Origin of the sequence: Pseudomonas marincola (assembly GCF_900682675.2) — a bacterium.
Lineage (GTDB): Bacteria > Pseudomonadota > Gammaproteobacteria > Pseudomonadales > Pseudomonadaceae > Aquipseudomonas > Aquipseudomonas marincola.
Map to the genome: position 1 here is coordinate 379,084 of NZ_LR215729.2, position 21,109 is coordinate 400,192.

The window sequence follows — 21,109 nt, forward strand, 5'->3', positions numbered from 1 at the left end:
CGCCGTATACCGTCTAGTCTTTGAGTTCCGAGTAATTGCTACTCGGAATTTTCCCAAGGACATAGAGGAATCGCGATGAGTATTTTCAGTTTCGTGAAAGAGGCAGGCGTAAAACTCTGGGAGTCAGTGGTTGGCTCGGAAGCTCAAGCGGCTGAATCACTGCAAGCGCACGTCGCCAAGGTCGGTTTGGGCAATCCTGCCATTCAACTGTCCGTCGAGGGCGAGAAGGTGACCGCCAGCGGCGAGGTCGCGACTCAGGAGGAGAAGGAGAAGATCCTGCTGGCGCTGGGTAACGTCGAAGGCGTTTCAGAAGTAGAAGACAACATCACCGTGGCCACGCCGGCGCCAGAAGCGCGTTTCGTTACCGTCAAGAAGGGCGACACGCTGAGCGCGATCGCCAAGGCCGAACTGGGCAATGCTAATGCCTACATGAAGATTTTCGAGGCTAACAAGCCGATGCTCAGCCATCCGGACAAGATTTATCCGGGGCAGGTGCTGCGTATTCCATCCGAGTAATCCACAAGGCTCCGCGCTGGCTGATCGCCGCGCGGGGCTGTCGGCTGATGGTTAGCTGAGTTGCTGCTCGCGCCTGCCTCACAGGCCGGTGAGCAATTCCCGGTAATCGTCTACGGCGGCAAACTCTTCGGTGTCTTTCGGCCCCGCCTTGCTGTCGGGTTCGCGCACGGCCAGCAAGTGGCCGATGCCATAGGTGCGGGCGCTGCGCAGTACGGCCAGGCTGTCATCAATAAACAGACTGCGAGCCGGATCGAAGTTGACCTCGGCTTGCAGGGCAAACCAGAACTGCTGGTTTTCCTTGGCAAATCCATAGTCGTGAGAGCTGATCATGCGCTCGAAGTAGGGCGCCAGCTCAATGCGTTCCATTTTCAGCGACAACGAGTCGCGGTGGGCATTGGTGATCAGAATCACCCGCTTGCCCGCGCTGCGGATCGCCCCCAGAAAGGTATCTGCGTCCGGGCGCAATGCAATCAGTTCGGCAACTTCACGCTTGAGGTCGGGGATCGACAAGCGCAATTCGCGGCTCCAGAAATCGGTGCAATACCAGTTGAGCTGGCCGGCGTGCTCGCGAAACAGCGGCATCAGTTCGGCATCGGCCAGCGCGCGGCTGATACCGTGATGCTCGGCGTAGCGTTGCGGCAGGTGTTCGAGCCAGAAGTGGTTATCGAAATGCAGGTCGAGCAGGGTGCCGTCCATGTCCAGCAGAACAGTGTCTATCGTGTTCCAGTTCAGGTGTGTCATGTTCAGCCTTACCTAGCCTGTGTGGATTAAACCCGGATAGCTTAAAGGCATAAGCACCCGGCGCAAGACGACTTGCTGGCCCCTGTGGATAACTACTTGCCTGAGCGCTGCGACAACTTTGCCCCGTGGTCGATTTGCCCCAGTGGTTGCTCACACCGCTAAACTGCAGCGGGGAATCGTGCAAAGGCACGGTATGATAACCCGTCAGGTCACCCGAAGGAGTCGCACTCATGCCGCAGAAGCCCACCGTACTCGCCCGCGAGATTGTCGCCAGCAGCCGCTTGTTCAGGGTTGAAGAGTTGCAGCTGCGTTTCAGTAACGGCGTTGAGCGCACCTATGAACGCCTGGTCGGTAAAGGTTCGGGTTACGGCGCGGTCATGGTGGTGGCGATGATCGACAGCGAGCATGCCTTGCTGGTTGAGGAATATTGCGGCGGCACCGACGATTATCAGATGTCCTTGCCTAAAGGGCTGGTCGAGCCGGGTGAAGATGTTTTGGTGGCGGCCAATCGCGAGCTTAAAGAAGAGGCCGGTTTCGGGGCGCACAAGCTGCAATTGCTCGCCGAGTTGAGCCTTTCGCCTGGCTATATGAGCCAGAAGATTCACGTGGTGCTGGCGCAGGATCTTTATGAGGAGCGCTTGCCGGGCGATGAGCCGGAGCCAATGCGGGTTGAGAAAACCAGCCTCAAGCAACTCTCAACGCTGATTGAAAACCCGCTGTTCAGCGAAGGCCGGGCATTGGCGGCGCTGTATCTGGCGCGCGATATTCTGACCCAGCGCGGGGAGTTCGGCGCATGAGCCATGCATTGATACCGGCGGTTGAGAAATTAGTGCGCGAGGCGGGAAAAGCCATTTTGCCGTTCTGGCGCGAGGACGTTGCCGTGACTGAAAAGGCCGACGCCTCGCCAGTGACTGCCGCAGACTTGGCCGCGCACCACGTGCTGATGGACGGGCTTAAGGCGCTGGACCCGGGCATTGCCGTGTTGTCTGAAGAAGATGCCGACATCGCCCTGAGTGAGCGTGCCAGTTGGCAGCGCTGGTGGCTGGTCGATCCGCTGGATGGCACCAAGGAATTCATCAGTGGCAGCGACGAATTCACCGTTAACGTCGCGCTGATCGAAGAAGGTCGCGTGGTGTTTGGCGTGGTGGGTCTGCCGGTCAGCGGGCGCTGTTATTCCGGCGGTGCAGGTCTGGGTGCAAAGCTCACCGAGGCCGATGGCCGTGAGCGTCCGATTAATGTGCGTAATCAGCCCGTTGCAGCATTCACCGTGGTTGCCAGTCGCCGTCATTCCAGCCCGGAGCAGGAACAATTGCTCGAAGGGTTGGCACAGCGCTTTGGTAATTTGGATTGCGTGAGCGTGGGCAGTTCGCTGAAATTTTGTCAGTTGGCCCAAGGCACAGCCGATTTCTATCCGCGGCTGGCGCCAACTTCGCAGTGGGACACAGCCGCCGCTCAAGGCGTACTCGAAGGCGCGGGCGGTGAAGTGCTGCGCCTGAATGGCGAGGTGCTGCGCTATGAAGCGCGTGAGTCGCTGCTCAACCCTTCGTTTCTGGCGCTGCCTGCCGCCGCCCAGTGGCGCGATGAGCTGATCGCGATGGCGCGCTCGCTGTAAAAAGGCCGTTTTTCAACGGCCTTTTGGGCTTACTCGGCAACCAGTTCGGGTAATTGCTCAACCAGCTTCTGATTGTTCAGCGGTGCGCGGATAAAGCCGCGCTGGGTGCCGTCTGGGCCAATGATTACCAGATTACCGCTGTGATCGACGGTGTAGTTGGGCTTGCTGGTGTCGGCAGGAATGAACGGGATGCTTACCGCGTTGGCGAGTTTCTGGATGACCGGCTCAGGCGCAGTCAGGCCCATGAACTGCGGATCGAAGTAGTTCAGGTACTTTTTTAGCTGCTCCGGGGTATCGCGGTTCGGGTCGACGCTGATCATGACGATGCGCAACTTGTCACGCGTCTCGGCCGGCAGCTGGCCGCGAATCTGACGCAGCTCGGCGAGCGTGGCCGGGCAGATATCCGGGCAGAAGGTGTAGCCAAAGAACAGCAGGCTCCACTGATCCTTGAACTGGCTGACTTTGAACGGCTGGCCATTCTGGTCAGTCAGTTCAAGGTCGGGCAGGTTGCGGCTTTGCGGCAGCAGCACAATTCCCGCATCGAGCAGTTTGGTCGGATCAGCCTGCCCCTTGCTGTTGAGAACCTTGTTAACGGTGAGGCCCAGTACCAGAGCAACAATGGCGAAGAGCACAAATACAGTTTTCTGAGTACGGGTCATAGCACCAATTTTCTATAGGTTGATCAGCAGATAGTGGTCGAGCAGCAGCGCGATAAACAGCAGGAACAAGTACCAGATACTGTACTTGAAAGTGTTGATCGCGGCATGCGGCCGGGAGTCACGGTACAACACCACAGCCCAGAACATAAAGCGCCCGCCCAAAACGACAGCGCAGGCCAGATACAGCAGGCCGCTCATGTGGATAACAAAAGGCAGCAGCGTCACGGCGAACATGATGCAGGTGTACAGGATGATGTGGATCTTGGTGTAGTGCTCGCCATGCGTGACCGGCAGCATCGGAATATTGGCCTTGGCGTATTCGGCCTTGCGGTGAATCGCCAGCGCCCAGAAATGCGGTGGCGTCCAGGCAAAGATAATCAACACCAGCAGCAACGGCTCGGCACCTACATGGCCGGTGACTGCCACCCAACCGAGCAGCGGTGGGGCGGCGCCAGCAAGGCCGCCGATCACGATATTCTGCGGCGTGGCCCGCTTGAGAAAGCCGGTATAAAGAACCGCATAACCGAGCAGTGATGCCAGTGTCAGCCAGGCGGCCAGTTCATTGGTGAAGGCCAGCAACACGCTCAAACCCGCCACCGAAAGCAGCAATGCAAAACTAATCGCCGCTGTCGGCGAGACCCGGCCTTCCGCCAGTGGTCGTTTATGGGTGCGCGCCATGACCGAGTCGATTCGCCGGTCGACCACGTGATTCACCGCCGCCGCGCCGCCTGCGCACAAGCCGATGCCGAGGTTGCCGAAAATCAGCACCTGCCACGGCACACCGGCGCGCGTGGCGAGAAACATGCCGACCAGCGAAGTGATCAGCATCAACACGACCACCCGTGGCTTGGTCAGCTCCAGGTAGTCGCGCCAAGTGGCTCGGGCTGTGTGTTCGCGCAGTAGAGTAGCCATTGGGTCTCTCCTCGTCGTTATTGTTATTCCGTACGCAGCGACTTGATCGGCAGCGATGCTATGCGTTTTGCGGGTGAACTCGCTGGCAGAGCAACCGGGCGCAGCCGATAGTTGATCAGTACCAGGCACAGCAACAAGCCCGCGCCGCAGGCGTTGTGCGCCACCGCCACGGCAAGTGGCAGGTGCAGCAGGACATTGCTGATGCCCAGACTGACCTGAGTCAGCAGAGCCAGAACCAGCAGTAACGAAAGCTTTGGCAAACCCTGCGCGCGCAATTGCCATGCAAGAGTCAGCAGGGTGAGCGTCACCAGCACGGCGCCGATGCGATGGGTCATGTGGATGGCGGTGCGGGCGTCGCTGTCGAGTTGGCCGCCCAGATAATTGGGACCGATGTGCTGGGTCAGGTGAAAGCCGTTGGCAAAGTCCATGTTCGGCCACCATTGGCCGTGACAGGTTGGCAGATCGACGCAGGCCACCGCGGCGTAATTGCTGCTGACCCAGCCGCCCAGTGCTATCTGGCCGATTACCAGCGCCAATCCGAGCATTGCCAGACGCCGCGTGCGTTGGCTGATGTCCGGCAACACGGCAAATTTTCCCGAGAGACGCAGCGTCAGCAAAAACAACAGGGAAAGCGTCGAGAAACCGCCGAGCAAATGTGCGGTTACCACTTGCGGCCACAACTTTAGCGTGACCGTCCACATACCAAATGCGGCTTGCACAATAACCAGCCCGAGCAAAAACACCGGCAGTTTCAGTGGCTGGTCAGGCAGGTGTCGATTGCGCAGCGCATGGATCGCCAAGCCCAGAATGACCAGGCCCAGACTGCCGGCAAAATAGCGGTGAATCATCTCGGCCCAACCCTTGGCGACCTCAACCGGTGCAGCAGGGAAGCGTGTTTCGGCCAACGCTTGCTTGTGCTCGCTCATCGGCACGCCGATAAATCCGTAGCAGCCAGGCCAGTCCGGGCAACCGAGGCCGGCATGGCTGAGGCGCGTGTAGGCGCCGAGCATCACGACAAGCAATGCCAGAAGGGTGGCGAGCAGGGCAATTCGATAAGCCGGTTTGGTCATGGTTATCGCCTTACTGTTGAGCGCGAGGGCGCCTCTTGTCAGGTATTCAGCGTTGCCTTTAACCGATGCGTGAAATCTTCAGCAGCAGAATCAGGTCTTTCAAAATCGCCTTGCCGCTGGTGCCGTTGGCGTAACGCAGCACCAGATTGCCGTGTGGGTCGACGATCCACAGTTGCGGCGCATCGAGCTTGCCGGCCGTTTTGCTGACAGTGGCGGCATAGGCTTGCGGCTCGAGGGTGTAGCGCGACAGCTGCGGGAATTCGCGCTTGAGCAGCGCGTCATAGTCGGCCTGCAACGGCTGGGACAGCGCAATGGCGTGAGTGGCGCGGGTGGCTTCGCGGTTCAGGCCGATATTGATCTGCCGGGCCAGATACACCAGTTGCTTGCAATCGGTATTGCAACTGTCGGGCGCGGTGACCAGTAACTGCCAGCGCTTGTCCTGATCGCCGACAACGCCCAGATCGGCAACGCCGGTTCCGGTGCCCAGCAGTTCACCGTGATAATTGCGCGCATCGGGCACCCAGAAGCGCCACTGATACATGGCCGTGGCCAGAATCATCGGGCCAATCACAATGGTCAGAATCAGGATTAGCTGCAAACGGCCGCGCCAGCGACGTTGCGGCGACACTTCAGGCAAGGTGATTGCTGGGTTCATGGCGAGTCTCCCGCGCATTGTGCAAACCAAGGTAAATAAACAAGCCGAGCAGCGCCGCCGACATGGCAAACCACTGCACGGCATAACCGGTATGGGTGTCAGGCGACATGGCGACTACTGGCCAGCCTGTGTGCAGAGCACCGGCGCCACTTTCGAGGCGCATTTCGTAGGCGTAGCCGTCGCGCTGCAGGCGCTGCCAAACGTCTGTTGGCATGACTTTGCTGATTAACTGCGGCCAGCCTGCGTCCGCCTCGCTGTTGGCCAGATTGAGCCCGCCACCGAGCGGTACATAGACTTCGGCGATAACACTTTGCGGGCCTTGCGGCGTATTCACAGTCGGCTGCACGCGACGATCCGGCCACGCCAGCCAACCGCGATTGAGCAGCACCCAAAGGCCGCTGGCCTGATCGAAAAAGGGTTGCAGCACTTCGAGGCCGACATGCCCGTCGCGAATGCTGTTATCCAGATACAGGCTGTGTTGCGCGTCGAAACGGCCGACCAGCTTTACCCGGGTGTAAGCCGGTTTTGCCAGCGCTTGCGCTTGCACCAGGCTGATGGGCGCGGCCATTTCCCGCAGGGCATTGGCCGCCATGATTTCGCGTTTTTCCTGCGCGCGCTGGAGCTGCCAGAAGCCCAGCCCGATGAGTACCGGCATCAGCAGCAAGACCACGCAGGTTGGCAGCCAGCCGGGGCGAAAGCGGCTCATGGCGCGCTCGCGGCTGGCTGTTGCTGGCGGACTATACTGAAGCTGCATTGCATCATTTCCCCTTATCACTTCACTGCTCACCAAGGAGTCCATGAATGCTCAAAGCCGCGATCGTTTTGCTGTTACTGGCCACGCTGGTCAGTCTGTTCAGCGGCCTGTTCTTTCTGGTCAAGGACGAAGGCCGCACCTCACGGGTGGTTAACGCGCTTACTGTTCGGGTCTCTCTGGCGGTTCTGACTGTGGCACTGATTGCCTGGGGTTTTTACACGGGCCAACTGGCCTCGCATGTCACGTGGTAAAGCGGGCCGCAAGCAGCCCGCCGGCAGACTCACAACACGTAGACGAATACGAACAGGCCGATCCACACCACATCCACAAAGTGCCAATACCAACTGGCGGCCTCGAAACCGAAGTGCTGGTCGGCATTGAAGTGTCCTTTGAGGATGCGGATAAACATGATCGACAGCATCAGCACACCCAGCGTTACGTGCGCCCCGTGAAAGCCGGTGAGCATGAAGAATGTCGCGCCGTAGATGCCTGAGCCGAGTGTCAGGCCCAGTTCGTTATAGGCGTGGATATATTCCTCGGCCTGAAAGCCGAGAAACGCCAGGCCCAGGATGATGGTGAGCGCCAGCCAGACCTTCAGCGGCGTGCGATGGTTTTTGCGCATGGCATGGTGCGCCAGCGTCAGGGTCACGCTGGAAGACACCAGCAAAATGGTGTTCAGCAGCGGTAAGCCCCAAGGGCTGATGGTGCCTTCCGGCGCCGGGTATTTTTGCGGGTCTGGCGTATTCAGCAGTGGCCAGGAAAATTCAAAACCGGGCCAGAGCATGTTGGCAACGCCCTTGTCGCCTTCGCCGCCCAGCCACGGCCCGGCGAAATGCCGGACATAGAACAGGGCGCCAAAGAAGGCAGCAAAGAACATCACCTCGGAGAAGATGAACCAGCTCATGCCCCAGCGGAAGGAACGGTCCATCTGAGGGCTGTACAAGCCGCCCCGGCTCTCTTTGATGACCGCGCCGAACCAGCCGAACAGCATGTAGGCCAGCACCAACCCGCCGCAAAAGAAAATCAGCGGGCCGTGGGATGATTCATGCCCAGCCTTCATGTCGTTGAACCAAGTGCCGACCCCGAAAACGGTGACGAACATGCCGACAGTGGCGATTATTGGCCATTTGCTTTGAGCGGGAACGTAATACGGGTCATGAGTTTTTGCCCCGGCCATCTTTGTTCTCCTTATTGGCTCACCTGTGCGACAGGTGGTTTACGCGCAGTCACATCAAACAGGGTGTAGGACAGCGTCAGGTGACGCACATCCTTGGGCATGTCGCGATCAACAATGAAACGCACTGGCATCTCGACTCTTTCGCCGGGTTGCAGCACTTGTTGGCTAAAGCAAAAACACTCGGTCTTGTGAAAGTAAGCGGCAGCCTCGGAGGGCGCGATACTGGGAATCGCCTGCGCCGTCATGGGCTTGTCGGTCGGGTTGTGGGCGACAAACAGCATCTGGTTGACGCCGCCGGGATTGACCGTGATTTCGTCACCTTCCGGATAGAAATCCCAGCTCATGTCGGCATTGTTGGTGGCCAGAAACTGCACCCGCACTTCGCGGCTGTCATCAATTACCTGTGTGCCTTCGTAGGCCGTGCCATCGGGTTTGCCATTGATGCCGAACGCTTTGCACATCACGTCGTAAATCGGCACCAGGGCAAAACCGAAGGCGAACATCAGCACCACCACAACGACCAGGCGTTTGATCAGGCGTGAGATGTCTGTCGAGGTCGACATGGCTACTTCACTTCAGGCGGAGTGGAGAAGGTGTGGTACGGCGCCGGTGAAGGCACAGTCCACTCTAGGCCATCGGCACCGTCCCACGGTTTTGCCGGTGCTGGCTTGCCGCCACGGATGCACTTGATGACGATGAACAGGAACAGCAGCTGCGTGGCCCCGAACGCGAATGCGCCAATGCTGGAGATCATGTTGAAGTTGGCGAACATCATGTTGTAGTCGGGAATACGCCGCGGCATGCCTGCCAGCCCGACAAAGTGCATCGGGAAGAACGCCATGTTCATGCCGATGAAACTCATCCAGAAATGCAGCTTGGCGAGGGTTTCGTCGTACATGTGCCCGGTCCACTTTGGCAGCCAGTAATACGCCGAAGCGAAGATGCCGAAGATGGCGCCTGGCACCAGTACATAGTGGAAGTGCGCAACCACAAAGTAGGTGTCGTGATACTGGAAGTCTGCCGGCGCGATGGCCAGCATCAGCCCGGAAAACCCGCCGATGGTGAACAGAATCACGAAGGCCACCGAGAACAGCATCGGCGCCTCGAAGGTCATCGAACCCTGCCACATGGTGCTGGCCCAGTTGAATACCTTCACCCCGGTAGGCACAGCAATCAACATGGTCGCGTACATGAAGAACAGCTCGCCGGTGAGCGGAATGCCCACGGTGAACATGTGGTGCGCCCAGACCAGAAACGACAGCAGGGCAATCGAGGCGGTCGCGTAAACCATCGAGGTGTAACCGAACAGCGGTTTACGGGCGAAGGTCGGGATGATCGAGCTGACTGCGCCGAAGGCAGGCAGGATCATGATGTACACCTCGGGGTGACCGAAGAACCAGAACACATGCTGGAACAGCACCGGATCACCACCGCCGGCCGCACTGAAGAAGCTGGTGCCGAAGTGGATGTCCATCAGCATCATGGTCACCACGCCCGCCAAGACCGGCATTACTGCGATCAGCAGGAAGGCGGTAATCAGCCAGGTCCAGACAAACAACGGCATTTTCATCAGCGTCATGCCGGGGGCGCGCAGGTTGAGGATGGTGGCGATCACGTTGATCGCGCCCATGATCGAGCTGAAGCCCATCAGGTGAATGGCGAAAATGAAAAAGGTCACGCTGGCGGGCGCGTAAGTGGTTGAGAGCGGGGCGTAGAACGTCCAGCCAAAGTTTGGTCCGCCGCCTTCCATGAACAAGGTGCTGACCAACAGCGCAAACGCCGCGGGCAGCAACCAGAAGCTGAAGTTGTTCATGCGTGGCAGGGCCATGTCCGGCGCGCCGACCATCAGCGGAATCATCCAGTTGGCCAGGCCGACAAACGCGGGCATTACCGCACCGAACACCATTACCAGGCCGTGCATGGTGGTCATCTGGTTGAAGAATTCCGGCTGGACAATCTGCAAGCCCGGCTGGAACAGTTCGGCGCGGATAACCATGGCAAAGCTGCCGCCGAGAAGGAACATGGCGAAGCTGAACCACAGGTACATGGTGCCGATGTCTTTGTGGTTGGTGGTCAACACCCAACGCATCAGCCCCTTGGCCGGGCCGTGGTGATGGTCATGTCCGGCATGACCGTGATCGATCACTGCACTCATGTCCCTTACTCCTTAGCCTTTTTGAAATCGAGGATGTCTTTAGGCGTAACCATGTCGCCCACTTTGTTACCCCAGGCATTGCGCTCGTAAGTGATGATTGCAGCGATATCGACTTCCGACAGTTGCTTGCCGAACGCGGCCATTGCAGTGCCAGGACGGCCCTCGACCACTGTGTGGATATGCTCCTCTGCCGGGCCGGTTGCGACTGATGAGCCTTTCAACGCCGGGAACATTGGCGGTAAACCTTCGCCGTTGGCCTGATGGCATGAGGCGCAGTTGGTGGCATAGGCTTTTTCGCCGCGGGCGCTGAGTTCTTCCAGCGTCCACTCCTTGCTGGTCAGTTCCTTCTCGGCCAGCGCTTCTTCCTTACGCTTGGCCAGCCAGGCTTCGAAGTCCGGCTTGGATTTGACCTCGACCACAATCGGCATGAAGCCGTGGTCCTTGCCGCACAGCTCGGCGCATTGGCCGCGATAGGTGCCGGGCGTGTCCATGCGTGTCCAGGATTCGTTGATGAAGCCGGGGATGGCGTCTTTCTTCACCGCCATCGCCGGCACCCACCACGCATGTATGACGTCTGCTGACGTGATCAAAAAGCGCACTTTGGCGTCCACCGGAATCACCAACGGGTTGTCGACCTCGCGCAGGTAATTCTCGCCTTTGGCTTCCTGATTATTGATTTGGGCTTGCGGCGTGGTCAGGTTGCTGAAGAACTCAACATCCTGGCCCAGATACTTGTAGTGCCATTTCCACTGATAACCCGTGACCTGGATGTCGAGATCCGACTCCGAGCTGTCATAGATATTGATCAGGGTCTTGGTTGCAGGCACCGCCATGACTACCAGAATCAGCAGGGGCACGACCGTCCAGAGAATCTCGACAGTGGTGCTTTCATGGAAGTGTGCAGGCTCCTGGCCGGTGGAGCGACGATGGATAATCATCGACCAGATCATGGCACCAAAGACCACAACGCCGATGACGACGCAGATCCAGAAAATGGTCATGTGCAGGTCGAATACCGAGCGGCTGACTTCGGTCGCGCCAGGGGTCATGTTGGTGGTCCAACTGGCCTGAGCGGTGCCGAAAACCAACCACAGCAGGATACCCATCCAAACGTGTGGATGTCGCGACATTGCGGGTTCCCCTTATGGTTCTTGTTATCCCGCCGGCGAAGCCTGCGGCTAAGGGATCGACTGCCAAGGAACTGGCGACAACTGTCGAAACCTATCCGTGCCTAAAGCCCGTCCGGTTCCATCAGATACTGCCTTTCGAATTCGAGTATAGACGCCACTTGTCGGCCCGCAATGCCAAACCGAAAAACTCCGTGGCGTTGTCGAGCGTGTCTTAGAGGCAGTGCGGGTCTGGGGCGAGAAAGTTTTTTTGTGCACCGAGATATAGCGCTGTCGCATAAGCGTTAATAAATTATGACAATCAAATCTTAGCGCTGGAGATTCTCCAGCTAATGTAGTCGTTCATGTCCTGGTTATGGAGTAGTCATGAATATTGCCGCTTTGCGCACGCTGATTCAGCGCGCCCAGCAACAGGAGGCGCAACAGCCGCGTCTCGCCGATCAATTGTCTGCCAGCATTGATGCCCTGCATCCGGCTATCCGGCTTACCGGAGCCGATACCGCAGGTGTGCTTGGCCGGTTTGTGCACGCTTACATCGAGCAGGTGCCCGACATGCTCGACGCAGCCAATCAGGTGGCGCGTGAAGCGGGTATCGAGTTGCAGATCAAACCGGTACTGAAAGTTGCCGAAGAGTTCTTTCTGCACCCGCCGCCAGTCATGGCCGGGCATGAGGGGCTCGATTGCCTGTTGGATGAGGCTTATCTGGCGCACAGGTTGGTGGAGGAAGTTAACGACCGCTATATCGCCCACCTTGGCCAGCCCTTGATTCCGCTGGATACCACGGTGGCCAATCTTATTGCTCATCAACTGATTGGCGAGACGTTTGCCAACCAGTTGGATGAGGCAGTGCAGCAGGCGCTGGACGGTTTGCTCGACAGCGAAACCTTTGATCAGGCCTCGGTGCATGCTTACCGTGAGCGCCTCAACGACCCGACGGTCGAGGCTGCCTGGAAGCGCTGGCCATGCTTGTCGCGCCAGCTCGGGGTTGAGCTGGAGCTACAGCAGGCGGATATTCAATCAGCTGTCTGAAGACTGCGAATTGAGATAACGCGCGCGGGGTGTGGCCATCGGCAGAGGACCGTCACCGATCTTCTTGAAGTTGCCGCTCTCCGCGTCGTAGCCGCGAATTTCGCCGGTTTCAATGTCGTACATCCAGCCATGAATGAACAACTGCCCGCTGGCCAGTCGCGCGGCGACCGACGGATGCGTGCGCAGATGGTCGAGCTGAGCGATGACGTTCTCTTCGGTCAGCGTGCCCAATGTGCTGTGATCCGCGCAGCCGCAGTTTTCCGCTACCACGGTCTTGGCCACCTCGGCATGGCGCAGCCAGGCCTTGACGGTCGGCATGCGTTCGAGGGTTTGCGGGTCAAGAACTGCTTTCATCGCACCGCAGTCGGAGTGGCCGCAGATGATGATGTGGTGTACGCCCAGCGCCATTACCGCGTATTCGATGGCGGTCGAAACGCCGCCCATCATCTGGCCGTAAGGCGGCACAACGTTACCGACGTTACGGGTGACGAACAGGTCGCCCGGATCGCTCTGAGTAATCAGTTCGGGAACAATGCGCGAGTCAGCGCATGTGATAAACATCGCGTGCGGGGTTTGCTGGTGCGCGAGTTTCTTGAACAGTGCTTGTTGCTCAGGGAATACATTCTCACGAAAGCGCTGAACGCCATCAGTGATGTGCTGCAGCGCAACTTCGGCGCTTGCGGCGTGCTGAGCATTAGACGGATTAAATTTACCCATGCTGCAAACCTCTATCAACCTGCTGAAATCGGCGGGCGCCAGTACAGCGTGCTACTGGCAAGCCCAGTTAAGACTGGACACATTACAAGGAGTTCGGGTCACAGTTGCGTGTAATAAACTCCAAGTTTATTACCGTTCCGGCCTGTTCGGCAAAGCGCAGGGCTACAGCAGCGACAGCTGACCGCCGGGCGGACAGAACGCCGAGCAATCGAGATTGAAGCGCTCGCGCTGCGCCAGACCATTGCGTTTGAGCGCCACCTTAAAGCGTTGCGAGAGCAGCTCGGCAAATGCGCCTTCGCCGCTGAAACGCTTGCCAAAGCGACTGTCGTAAAGCTCGCCGCCACGGCTTTGGCGCACCAGACTCAAGACATGCTCGGCGCGCTGCGGATAATGCGCGTGCAGCCACTCCTCGAACAGTGGCGCCACTTCACGCGGCAAGCGCAAAAACATGTAAGACGCACTTTGCGCGCCCGCTTGTGCAGCCGCCTCAACCAGATGCTCAAGCTCCATGTCGTTGATCATCGGGATCATGGGTGAACACAACACGCCCACCGGAATACGATTTTCGCGCAGCACCCGAATCGCCCGTAGCCTTGCGGATGGCGAAGCGGCGCGCGGCTCCAGGATACGCTTAAGCTCATCGTCCAGCGTGGTCAGGCTGATCATCACCGCCACCAAACGCTGCTTGGCCAACTCGGTGAGCAGGTCGAGGTCGCGCAAGATCAGCGAGCCCTTGGTGATGATGGTCAGCGGATGACGATAATTGAGCAGCACTTCAAGGGTGCGCCGGGTCAATTGTTGCTGGCGCTCGATAGGCTGATACGGGTCGGTATTGGAGCCAAGGTTAATCGGCGCGCACACGTAACCGGGCTTGCTCAACTGCTGTTCAAGCATGGCCGGGGCATTGTGTTTGGCTATGAGCCGGGTCTCGAAATCGATGCCGGGTGACAGATCCCAGTACGCATGGCTGGGCCTTGCGTAGCAGTAGATGCAGCCGTGCTCACAGCCTCGGTACGGATTGATCGAGCGATCAAACGGTAAATCGGGCGACTGATTGCGGGTGATGATCGATTTGGCTGTTTCGAGGCGCACTTCGGTCGCCTGCGTAGGCGGTACTTCCTGAAACCAGCCGTCATCACTGGCGATTATCTGCGTCGGTGCGTAGCGGTTGGCAGGGTTGCTGGCAGTGCCGCGCCCGCGGGGTGGCAGGGGAGCGTTCATAAAATAGCCTCGAATTTTACTGGCTAAATATACAGTATAAAATCGAGGCCTTTACAACTGTTTGTCGGTTTAACCTTTCGCCAGCAGATGCGCCCATCGCTTAGCCCGGATCAGATAGACGCGGGTGTACGAGCACACCGGCACCACCTTGTAGCCAAGCTTCTCGATAGCTTCCAGGCAGTGCTCCATCAAAATCGCGCCCAAACCCTCGCCACGACGATTGGCGGGGACTTCGGTGTGCGTCAGGTACAGGGTTTGGCCCTCTTTGCGATAAATCAGCTGGCCGCTGGCGCCGTCGCCAAAGTCGACCTCGAAGCGCTGATGCGCCGGATTGTGGCTGACCGTGATCCGGCTTGGCGATGGTTCGGCCGGTGTGCTGTCGAGTGCGGCGCTGATGGTTGCGGCGAGATTTTCCGGGCGATAGTTGTTGGCGACAACCACGCCATTGCGGTCAATCACGATAAACCACGGCGTGCCCCCAGTGCGGTAGTCACTCATGATTGTGGGACGCGGTAATCCGTCGTCCTGACCGAAGGGCAGGTCGAGCTGATAAAGCTCGGCGTTTTCCGCGCGTTTCTCGGGGCCGTTTTCGCGGTGCCCTTCGAACACGCTCTGCACCACGGCAAACACCACAGGTTGGTCTTTGAATTCAGTAATCAGGCTCTGTAGAGTCGGGAAACCGTGGCTGTGGCAGCCCGGGCACCATGCTTGGAAACAGTAGATAACACGCACTTTGCCGGCATGCTCGCTGAGCCGGAAAGGCGCTAGGGGCTGGCCGTGTCGATCCACCCAATCGGTTATTCGCAGTTCGGGAGCCGGTTGTCCCTTGATTCCAAATTGCATGGCAAACCTCCTTGTGGTTCTGCGCTGCACCCAGCCAGACAACCGCAGAACCAGGCGACTGGCAAGGCGATTTTCAGCCTGCCAGCCGAGCGGTTATGGGTCGCATAACGGATGCATAAAGATTGCGTTCAGCTTGAGCAAACGCGCCTGCCCTGGCTCCTCTCTAACGATGGGCGTCGACCTGTGTGTCAGCCTTTGGAGCCGGTTGGCTGGTCGGTTGCAGTGATGTTGATGCCTTCGGGGCGCTGCGCATAACGCTGGGCGATGACCGCGCAGACCATCAATTGAATTTGGTGGAACAGCATCAGCGGCAGAATCAGCAGGCCGATGGTGCTGCTGGCAAATAGCACCTGAGCCATCGGCACGCCGGTGGCGAGGCTCTTCTTCGAACCGCAGAAAAGAATGGTAATACGGTCTTCAATATTGAAGCCCAGCCACTTGCCCAGCAGGTGTGTCGCCAGCAGCGCCAACGCCAGCAGGATGCAGCAAGCCACAACCAGACCGATAAGTGTTTGCAGCGGCACTTGATGCCACAGCCCTTCGATAACTGCGGCGCTGAAGGCGGTATAGACCACCAGCAGAATCGAGCTTTGATCGACGAATTTCAGCCAGTTCTTGTTGCGGCCGACCCACTCGCCAATCCAGCGACGGGCGATCTGGCCGGCGACAAAGGGCACGAGTAATTGCAGGGTGATCTTGCCAATCGCATCGAGCGTAGAACCGGCTTCACCGTGCACGTTCAGCAGCAGTGCGACCAGAATCGGCGTCAGGAAAATGCCAAACAAGCTGGAGGCCGCCGCGCTGCAAATAGCCGCTGGAATGTTGCCGCGCGCCAGTGAGGTGAAGGCGATAGCCGACTGCACGGTGGCGGGCAGGGCACAGAGATAGAGCATGCCCAGATACAACTCATCGCCGACCATCGGCGACAGCAAGGGTTTCAGCGCCAGCCCCAGCAATGGGAACAGGATGAAGGTGCAGGCGAACACCAGCAAATGCAGACGCCAGTGGCCGGCACCGGCAATGATCGCCTGGCGTGAGAGCTTGGCGCCGTGCAGGAAAAACAGCAGGCCGATGGCAAGGTTGGTGATCCAACCGAAGGCCACCGCAGTTTGGCCGCTGGCGGGAAACAGGCTGGCGATGGCAACCACTGCAACCAGTGCGCAGGTGAAGTTATCGGGCAGGAAACGCTTGAGTGACATGTTCAAATCTCGTACTTGCAGGCAGGTTGAGACAGACACTACTCTGTTGACAAATTTCCGGCTAACGCCAAAGAGCCAGCGAATGTCGCCAAACAGACAAAACAGCGCCGTGCACCGCTCGCTCCCCGAGCTGCAAGCCTTGCCGCGCCCGCTTTATGGCCGCGTCGAGTCGTTGCCGAACCGGGCACTGACATTTCGGCACAGTCATCCGTGGGTGCAATTGTCTTATGCGATTGCCGGGGTGCTTGAGGTGCAAACTGAAAACGCCCGTTATGTCGCCCCGCCGCAGCGTGCCGTTTGGGTGCCCGCCGGGCTGGTGCATCAGGTGTCGAGTTCCTCGCGCACCGAAATGCGCAGCCTGTATATCGACTGCTCGGTGACTGGCTGGGCGGCGGATAGCTGTCGGGTGCTGGCGGTGAGCCCGTTACTGCGCGAACTGATCAGCGCATTCAGCGAACTGCCAGCGGAATACGACGAGGCAGGCGAGGGCGGACGGCTTGCGCAAGTGTTGCTGGATCAGTTGCGGGTGGCGCGGGAAGTCGATCTGGTGCTGCCAATGCCGCACGATTCACGGCTGCAACAGCTGTGTCTGAGCCTGCAAGATAATCCCGAGCAGCACGCCACACTGGCCGACTGGAGCCAGCTTCTCGGCGTCTCGGAGCGCACCCTTAGCCGTTTGTTTGTGCAGGACACCGGCCTTACGTTTCGTGCATGGCGCCAGCGCTTACGCCTGCTGGGCGCATTGACGCCACTGGAGCAGGGCGCGCGCGTAACTGATGTGGCATTGGCCTGTGGTTACGATTCGATTTCGGCTTTTATCGCCGCATTTCGCCAGCATTTCGGTGCAACGCCAGGCGAGTTCTTTCGTTAGCGTCCGCCACGATTGGGACTGTTATGCGCGCTTTACCTGTTGCTCAGCAAGGTTTTGCTCTGGCGGCGAGGCAAGCAACAGTTGCCCGTTCGCGGCGAGTTCGCGCACCCGCCACCAGAGGAAAAAGTCGGTGGCAAAGAAGCCGTCGCACTCGGCCATTACGCATGCCATGACACGCGTTAAAGGCAGCCACTGTGCTTGGGCAAAGTGCAGCAAACGCTGGTCTGTCGCGGTGTAATCTTCGCCGCTGAACTGGCCGTGCTGCCAGCGTCTGACCCCGGATGAGTCCGCGAGTACAGCGCGCCACTGCGCAGCAAGTTGCTGTTGGCGATCGGCCGCAATGCGCTTCGGCTGATACAGCGCGACCAGCTCCTGTGGCGCGCGCATCGAAACGGCTTTGCGCGTGGCCACCCGGCTATCACTGCTGCCACAGGCCACCTCGAAAAGCGTAGCTTGAGAGTGTTCCAACGCCGCAGCAACGCGGGCCAGAAGCAGTTGCTCTGAACAGCTGTCGCCATGCCAGACGGTCACAGCTTGCGTTTGCTGATTCAGCGCAGCCAGCCACTTGGCATCTTCGCTTAAAGTGCTGCAAAAATCGGGTTGCGGTTGCACGCTTTGCGGCCACACCTTCTGCCAGAAAGCTGCCCGCGCAGCACAAGGTGCTGCATCCACATCGTGCAGCGGGCCAACGGCCAGATCGTCGCGCATAACCCGCAGCGTTTTGGCCGCTTGCTCATCAAGCAGGGGCTTGATGCTTTCGGCCGCCAAATCGCCACAGGTTAAATGCCACATTACTCGGCAGGCTTTTTCAGTTTCGGGTTGGGGAAGAACTGCACTGTCTGGCCTTTCGGCTGCGCCGGTTTGGTCGCGGCCTTATTGACCCGGGTACCGAGTTCTTTCGGCACCGACTGGCCCTGTGCGTTGAGCGTGTCGATGTAACCGCAGCTCACGCATTCGCGATGCGGCACGCCGTCTTCGTCCCACATTTTTACCGTGTCCTGCGCGCTACACGCCGGGCATACGGCGCCGGCGATAAAGCGCTTGGGCGTCACCTGACGCGGTGCGTCGCTCATGCTGCCTCCTGAGTCAGGCCCAGATGGCGCAGCAGTGCGTCGATGCTTGGCTCGCGGCCACGGAAATCAACGAACAGCACCATCGGCTCCTGCGAGCCACCGCGTGCCAGAATCGCTTCACGGAATGCACGGCCGGTTTCACTGTTGAATACGCCTTCTTCCTCGAACCGCGAGAAGGCATCGGCAGACAACACTTCAGCCCACTTGTAGCTGTAGTAACCCGCTGCGTAGCCGCCGGCGAAGATGTGCGCAAAGCTGTTGGGGAAGCGGTTGTACTGGGGCGGACGCAGTACTGAAACTTCATCGCGGATGCTGTCCAGCACCTGCATCACGCTGCGGCCATCGCCATGGGTGGCATGCAGTTCGAAGTCGAACAACGAGAACTCCAGCTGACGCACCATCATCAGGCCGGACTGGAAGTTTTTCGCCGCCAGCATCTTGTCGAGCAAGTCTTCAGGCAAGGCTTCGCCCGAGTCGTAATGGGACGAAATCAGCGCCAGACCTTCCGGCTCCCAGCACCAGTTTTCCATGAACTGGCTTGGCAATTCGACCGCATCCCACGCCACGCCGTTGATGCCAGAGGCACCGGCGTGTTCAACGCGGGTGAGCAGGTGATGTAGGCCGTGACCGAATTCGTGGAACAGCGTGGTGACTTCATCGTGGGTCAGCAGCGCAGGCTTGCCGCCAACCGCCGGAGTGAAGTTGCACACCAGATTCGCCACCGGGCTGATCAGCGTGCCATCGGCAGCGCGACGCTTGTCACGTGCACCATCCATCCAGGCACCGCCGCGCTTGTTGGCGCGGGCGTAAAGGTCGAAGAAGAAGCGTCCGACCGGCTGGCCGTTCTCGCTGATCTCGAACAGACGCACATCCGCATGCCAGCTGTCGAAGCCGCTCAGCTCCTTGATCTGGATGCCGTAAAGCTTCTCGACAATGGCGAACAGGCCGCTGAGTACTTTGTCGACCGGGAAGTAGGCGCGCAGGGTTTCTTGCGAGATGCTGTAACGCTGCTCGCGCAGCTTTTCGCCGTAGTAGCCAACGTCCCAGCTCTGCAGGTCGTTACAGCCCTGCTCGGCAGCAAAGGCTTGCAGTTCAGCCAGGTCCTGGGCGGCAAACGGCTTGCTGCGCACGGCCAGATCACGCAGGAAGTTGAGCACCTGCTCGTTGCTCTCGGCCATCTTGCTGGCAAGGCTCAACTCGGAGAAGTTGGCGTAGCCGAGCAGCTTGGCCAGTTCTTGGCGCAGTTCGAGAATCTCGGCCATGACCGGCGTATTGTCGTTCTGGCCAGCGTTCGGGCCTTGGTCCGAGGCGCGGGTACAGTAGGCGGCGTAAATTTCTTCACGCAGGGCGCGATCATCGGCATAGGTGATCACCGCGAAGTAGCTTGGGAATTCCAGCGTCACCAGCCAGCCTTCAAGGCCTTTGGCTTGTGCGGCCTGAGCCATCTGCATTTTTGCCGACTCGGTGAGGCCGGCAAGATCAGCCTCGTCGGTGATGTGCTTGCTCCAGGCCTGTGTTGCGTCCAGCAGTTGGTTGGAGAAACGGCTGGCCAGCTCCGAGAGTTTCATCTGGATGGCGCCGTAACGCTGCTGCTGGGCTTCTGGCAGGTCGATACCCGACAAGCGGAAGTCACGCAGGGCGTGTTGCAAAATAGTGTTCTGGGCTACGTCGTAGCCGGCCGCTTCCGGGCTGTTGGCGAGCGCTTGATAAGCCTTGAACAGCGTCTGGTTCTGGCCGATTTCGGTCCAGTATTCCGACAGCTTCGGCAGGCATGCCTCATAAGCGCCACGCAGTTCGGCGTTATTGCACACCGCATTCAAGTGGCTCACCGGGCTCCATGCACGACCCAGGCGTTCATTCATCTCATCAAGTGGCAACACCAGCCCTGCCCACGTCGGCGTGCTCGCCTGTTCGTCAAGCAACTTGGCCATCGCGGCGCGGTTGTCAGCAAGAATGGCATCAATCGCCGGCTCTACGTGCTCAGGGCGAATGGCTGAATAAGGCGGCAGATCGAAGTTCTGGAGTAGCGGATTGCTAGCGGTCACAGGCAGGCACCTTGCGTTCAGAGAATGGCTTGGCTGAGCTGGGGGTTGTCGAGCGTGATAAGAGCGAACTTATCCACAGCAGTTCAGCCGTAATAACAGGTTAATTGGGTCGCGATGGCGAATTAACAACCCACATGGCAGCCATAATAATTAGAATTCAGACGAATCGCAGCCAAGAGGAAACTATCGTGTCCATTCGTTCTTTTCAGCAATTCACTCCGCAACTTGGCGAGCGGGTGTTCGTTGACCCGACTTCTGTGGTGTTGGGCGACGTCGAGATCGGTGACGACAGCTCGGTCTGGCCGCTGGTGGTCATTCGCGGCGACATGCACAGCATTCGCATTGGTCAGCGCAGCAGTATTCAGGATGGCAGCGTGCTGCACATTACCCATGCCGGGCCGTTCAATCCGGCCGGTTATCCGCTGAATATTGGCGACGATGTCACGGTGGGCCACAAGGTCACGCTGCACGGTTGCAGCATTGGCAACCGGATTCTGATCGGCATGGGCAGCATCGTCATGGACGGCGTGGTGATCGAGGATGAGGTCGTGCTCGGCGCCGGCAGCCTGGTGCCGCCCGGCAAGCGCCTGCAAAGTGGTTATCTGTATGTCGGTAGCCCGGCCAAACAAGCCCGCGCGCTTACCGAAAAGGAACTCAGCTACTTCCGCTACACCGCCGACAATTACGTGCGCCTGAAAGACCAGCACCTGATGGAAGGCTACTCGCACTGATA

At 59.0% G+C, this 21,109-nt stretch carries 24 protein-coding genes; 7 read left to right on the forward strand and 17 right to left on the reverse strand.

The genetic code is table 11. The annotated features are described in order from the left end of the window. Positions 1-75: 75 nt before the first annotated feature. Complete coding sequence (gene lysM, locus PMYSY11_RS01565) at positions 76-516, forward strand: peptidoglycan-binding protein LysM (RefSeq protein ID WP_069902349.1); 441 nt, start codon at positions 76-78, stop codon at positions 514-516. A gap of 78 nt (positions 517-594) precedes the next feature. Here the strand turns inward: lysM and yrfG are convergent, their stop codons facing one another. Continuing rightward, the gene (gene yrfG, locus PMYSY11_RS01570; protein ID WP_069902350.1) at positions 595-1,257 is read right to left on the reverse strand and encodes a GMP/IMP nucleotidase; all 663 of its coding nucleotides are present in this window, start codon (positions 1,255-1,257) and stop codon (positions 595-597) included. Positions 1,258-1,487: 230 nt separating this feature from the next. On the opposite strand from yrfG, the gene nudE reads away from it, so the two are divergent. Together nudE and cysQ are read left to right on the forward strand one after the other, a co-directional pair. Next, a complete protein-coding gene (gene nudE / locus PMYSY11_RS01575; RefSeq protein WP_069902351.1) occupies positions 1,488-2,054 on the forward strand; it encodes an ADP compounds hydrolase NudE in 567 nt (188 codons plus the stop codon). Then, entirely contained in the window at positions 2,051-2,869 is an 819-nt protein-coding gene (cysQ, locus tag PMYSY11_RS01580) for a 3'(2'),5'-bisphosphate nucleotidase CysQ (protein ID WP_150548131.1), read from the forward strand. Before nudE ends, cysQ begins: the two co-directional genes overlap by 4 nt. Positions 2,870-2,898: 29 nt before the next feature. Here the strand turns inward: cysQ and PMYSY11_RS01585 are convergent, their stop codons facing one another. Genes PMYSY11_RS01585 through PMYSY11_RS01605 form a run of 5 tightly spaced genes read right to left on the reverse strand, consistent with a single transcriptional unit; the run spans position 2,899 to position 6,871 of the window. After that, the gene (locus tag PMYSY11_RS01585) at positions 2,899-3,528 is read right to left on the reverse strand and encodes an SCO family protein (protein WP_150548132.1); all 630 of its coding nucleotides are present in this window, start codon (positions 3,526-3,528) and stop codon (positions 2,899-2,901) included. 12 nt (positions 3,529-3,540) lie between these two features. Next, positions 3,541-4,440, reverse strand: coding sequence for a heme o synthase (gene cyoE / locus PMYSY11_RS01590; RefSeq protein WP_069902354.1), 900 nt, complete (start codon positions 4,438-4,440; stop codon positions 3,541-3,543). Positions 4,441-4,463: 23 nt separating this feature from the next. Next, complete coding sequence (locus tag PMYSY11_RS01595) at positions 4,464-5,510, reverse strand: COX15/CtaA family protein (RefSeq protein ID WP_150548133.1); 1,047 nt, start codon at positions 5,508-5,510, stop codon at positions 4,464-4,466. A gap of 58 nt (positions 5,511-5,568) precedes the next feature. After that, complete coding sequence (locus PMYSY11_RS01600) at positions 5,569-6,165, reverse strand: hypothetical protein (RefSeq protein ID WP_150548134.1); 597 nt, start codon at positions 6,163-6,165, stop codon at positions 5,569-5,571. Next, positions 6,140-6,871 carry an SURF1 family protein gene (locus tag PMYSY11_RS01605; protein ID WP_150548135.1) on the reverse strand — a complete coding sequence of 244 codons (732 nt, stop codon included), beginning with the start codon at positions 6,869-6,871 and terminating at the stop codon, positions 6,140-6,142. The genes PMYSY11_RS01600 and PMYSY11_RS01605 overlap by 26 nt, the downstream gene beginning before the upstream one ends. Positions 6,872-6,966: 95 nt before the next feature. Here PMYSY11_RS01605 and PMYSY11_RS01610 point away from each other — a divergent pair, with 95 nt between their 5' ends. Continuing rightward, positions 6,967-7,170 carry a twin transmembrane helix small protein gene (locus tag PMYSY11_RS01610; RefSeq protein WP_069902358.1) on the forward strand — a complete coding sequence of 68 codons (204 nt, stop codon included), beginning with the start codon at positions 6,967-6,969 and terminating at the stop codon, positions 7,168-7,170. A gap of 29 nt (positions 7,171-7,199) precedes the next feature. Here PMYSY11_RS01610 and PMYSY11_RS01615 read toward each other — a convergent pair whose 3' ends face one another. Genes PMYSY11_RS01615 through coxB form a run of 4 tightly spaced genes read right to left on the reverse strand, consistent with a single transcriptional unit; the run spans position 7,200 to position 11,381 of the window. Continuing rightward, on the reverse strand, positions 7,200-8,096 hold the full coding sequence (locus tag PMYSY11_RS01615) for a cytochrome c oxidase subunit 3 (protein ID WP_150548136.1): 897 nt from the start codon (positions 8,094-8,096) through the stop codon (positions 7,200-7,202). An 11-nt stretch (positions 8,097-8,107) separates the two neighbouring features. Further along, complete coding sequence (locus tag PMYSY11_RS01620; protein ID WP_069902360.1) at positions 8,108-8,659, reverse strand: cytochrome c oxidase assembly protein; 552 nt, start codon at positions 8,657-8,659, stop codon at positions 8,108-8,110. A gap of 2 nt (positions 8,660-8,661) precedes the next feature. After that, positions 8,662-10,251 (reverse strand): cytochrome c oxidase subunit I, encoded by a 1,590-nt coding sequence (gene ctaD, locus PMYSY11_RS01625; RefSeq protein WP_069902361.1) that lies wholly within the window; start codon positions 10,249-10,251, stop codon positions 8,662-8,664. 5 nt (positions 10,252-10,256) lie between these two features. Further along, entirely contained in the window at positions 10,257-11,381 is a 1,125-nt protein-coding gene (gene coxB, locus PMYSY11_RS01630) for a cytochrome c oxidase subunit II (RefSeq protein ID WP_075723414.1), read from the reverse strand. A 363-nt stretch (positions 11,382-11,744) separates the two neighbouring features. On the opposite strand from coxB, the gene PMYSY11_RS01635 reads away from it, so the two are divergent. Further along, a complete protein-coding gene (locus PMYSY11_RS01635; RefSeq protein WP_069902363.1) occupies positions 11,745-12,407 on the forward strand; it encodes a hypothetical protein in 663 nt (220 codons plus the stop codon). On the opposite strand, the gene PMYSY11_RS01640 is transcribed toward PMYSY11_RS01635, so the two are convergent. From PMYSY11_RS01640 to PMYSY11_RS01655, 4 genes are all read right to left on the reverse strand, one after another. Further along, the gene (locus PMYSY11_RS01640) at positions 12,396-13,124 is read right to left on the reverse strand and encodes a carbonic anhydrase (protein ID WP_069902364.1); all 729 of its coding nucleotides are present in this window, start codon (positions 13,122-13,124) and stop codon (positions 12,396-12,398) included. The genes PMYSY11_RS01635 and PMYSY11_RS01640 overlap by 12 nt on opposite strands. 162 nt (positions 13,125-13,286) lie before the next feature. Next, on the reverse strand, positions 13,287-14,345 hold the full coding sequence (locus tag PMYSY11_RS01645) for a PA0069 family radical SAM protein (RefSeq protein ID WP_150548137.1): 1,059 nt from the start codon (positions 14,343-14,345) through the stop codon (positions 13,287-13,289). A gap of 69 nt (positions 14,346-14,414) precedes the next feature. Next, positions 14,415-15,188, reverse strand: coding sequence for an N-acetyltransferase (locus tag PMYSY11_RS01650; RefSeq protein WP_150548138.1), 774 nt, complete (start codon positions 15,186-15,188; stop codon positions 14,415-14,417). 188 nt (positions 15,189-15,376) lie between these two features. Then, positions 15,377-16,387 carry a bile acid:sodium symporter family protein gene (locus PMYSY11_RS01655; RefSeq protein ID WP_069902368.1) on the reverse strand — a complete coding sequence of 337 codons (1,011 nt, stop codon included), beginning with the start codon at positions 16,385-16,387 and terminating at the stop codon, positions 15,377-15,379. A gap of 82 nt (positions 16,388-16,469) precedes the next feature. On the opposite strand from PMYSY11_RS01655, the gene PMYSY11_RS01660 reads away from it, so the two are divergent. Further along, on the forward strand, positions 16,470-17,258 hold the full coding sequence (locus tag PMYSY11_RS01660; RefSeq protein ID WP_150548139.1) for an AraC family transcriptional regulator: 789 nt from the start codon (positions 16,470-16,472) through the stop codon (positions 17,256-17,258). Positions 17,259-17,279: 21 nt separating this feature from the next. On the opposite strand, the gene PMYSY11_RS01665 is transcribed toward PMYSY11_RS01660, so the two are convergent. The 3 genes from PMYSY11_RS01665 to prlC are packed head-to-tail and all read right to left on the reverse strand — an operon-like array spanning position 17,280 to position 20,376. After that, entirely contained in the window at positions 17,280-18,050 is a 771-nt protein-coding gene (locus PMYSY11_RS01665) for a DUF1835 domain-containing protein (protein ID WP_150548140.1), read from the reverse strand. Continuing rightward, on the reverse strand, positions 18,050-18,331 hold the full coding sequence (locus PMYSY11_RS01670; protein ID WP_150548141.1) for a YheV family putative zinc ribbon protein: 282 nt from the start codon (positions 18,329-18,331) through the stop codon (positions 18,050-18,052). Before PMYSY11_RS01670 ends, PMYSY11_RS01665 begins: the two co-directional genes overlap by 1 nt. Further along, positions 18,328-20,376 (reverse strand): oligopeptidase A, encoded by a 2,049-nt coding sequence (gene prlC / locus PMYSY11_RS01675; RefSeq protein WP_150548142.1) that lies wholly within the window; start codon positions 20,374-20,376, stop codon positions 18,328-18,330. The genes PMYSY11_RS01670 and prlC overlap by 4 nt, the downstream gene beginning before the upstream one ends. Before the next feature lie 188 nt (positions 20,377-20,564). Between prlC and PMYSY11_RS01680 the strand changes: the two genes are divergently transcribed. Continuing rightward, on the forward strand, positions 20,565-21,107 hold the full coding sequence (locus PMYSY11_RS01680) for a gamma carbonic anhydrase family protein (RefSeq protein WP_069902373.1): 543 nt from the start codon (positions 20,565-20,567) through the stop codon (positions 21,105-21,107). Positions 21,108-21,109: the final 2 nt, after the last annotated feature.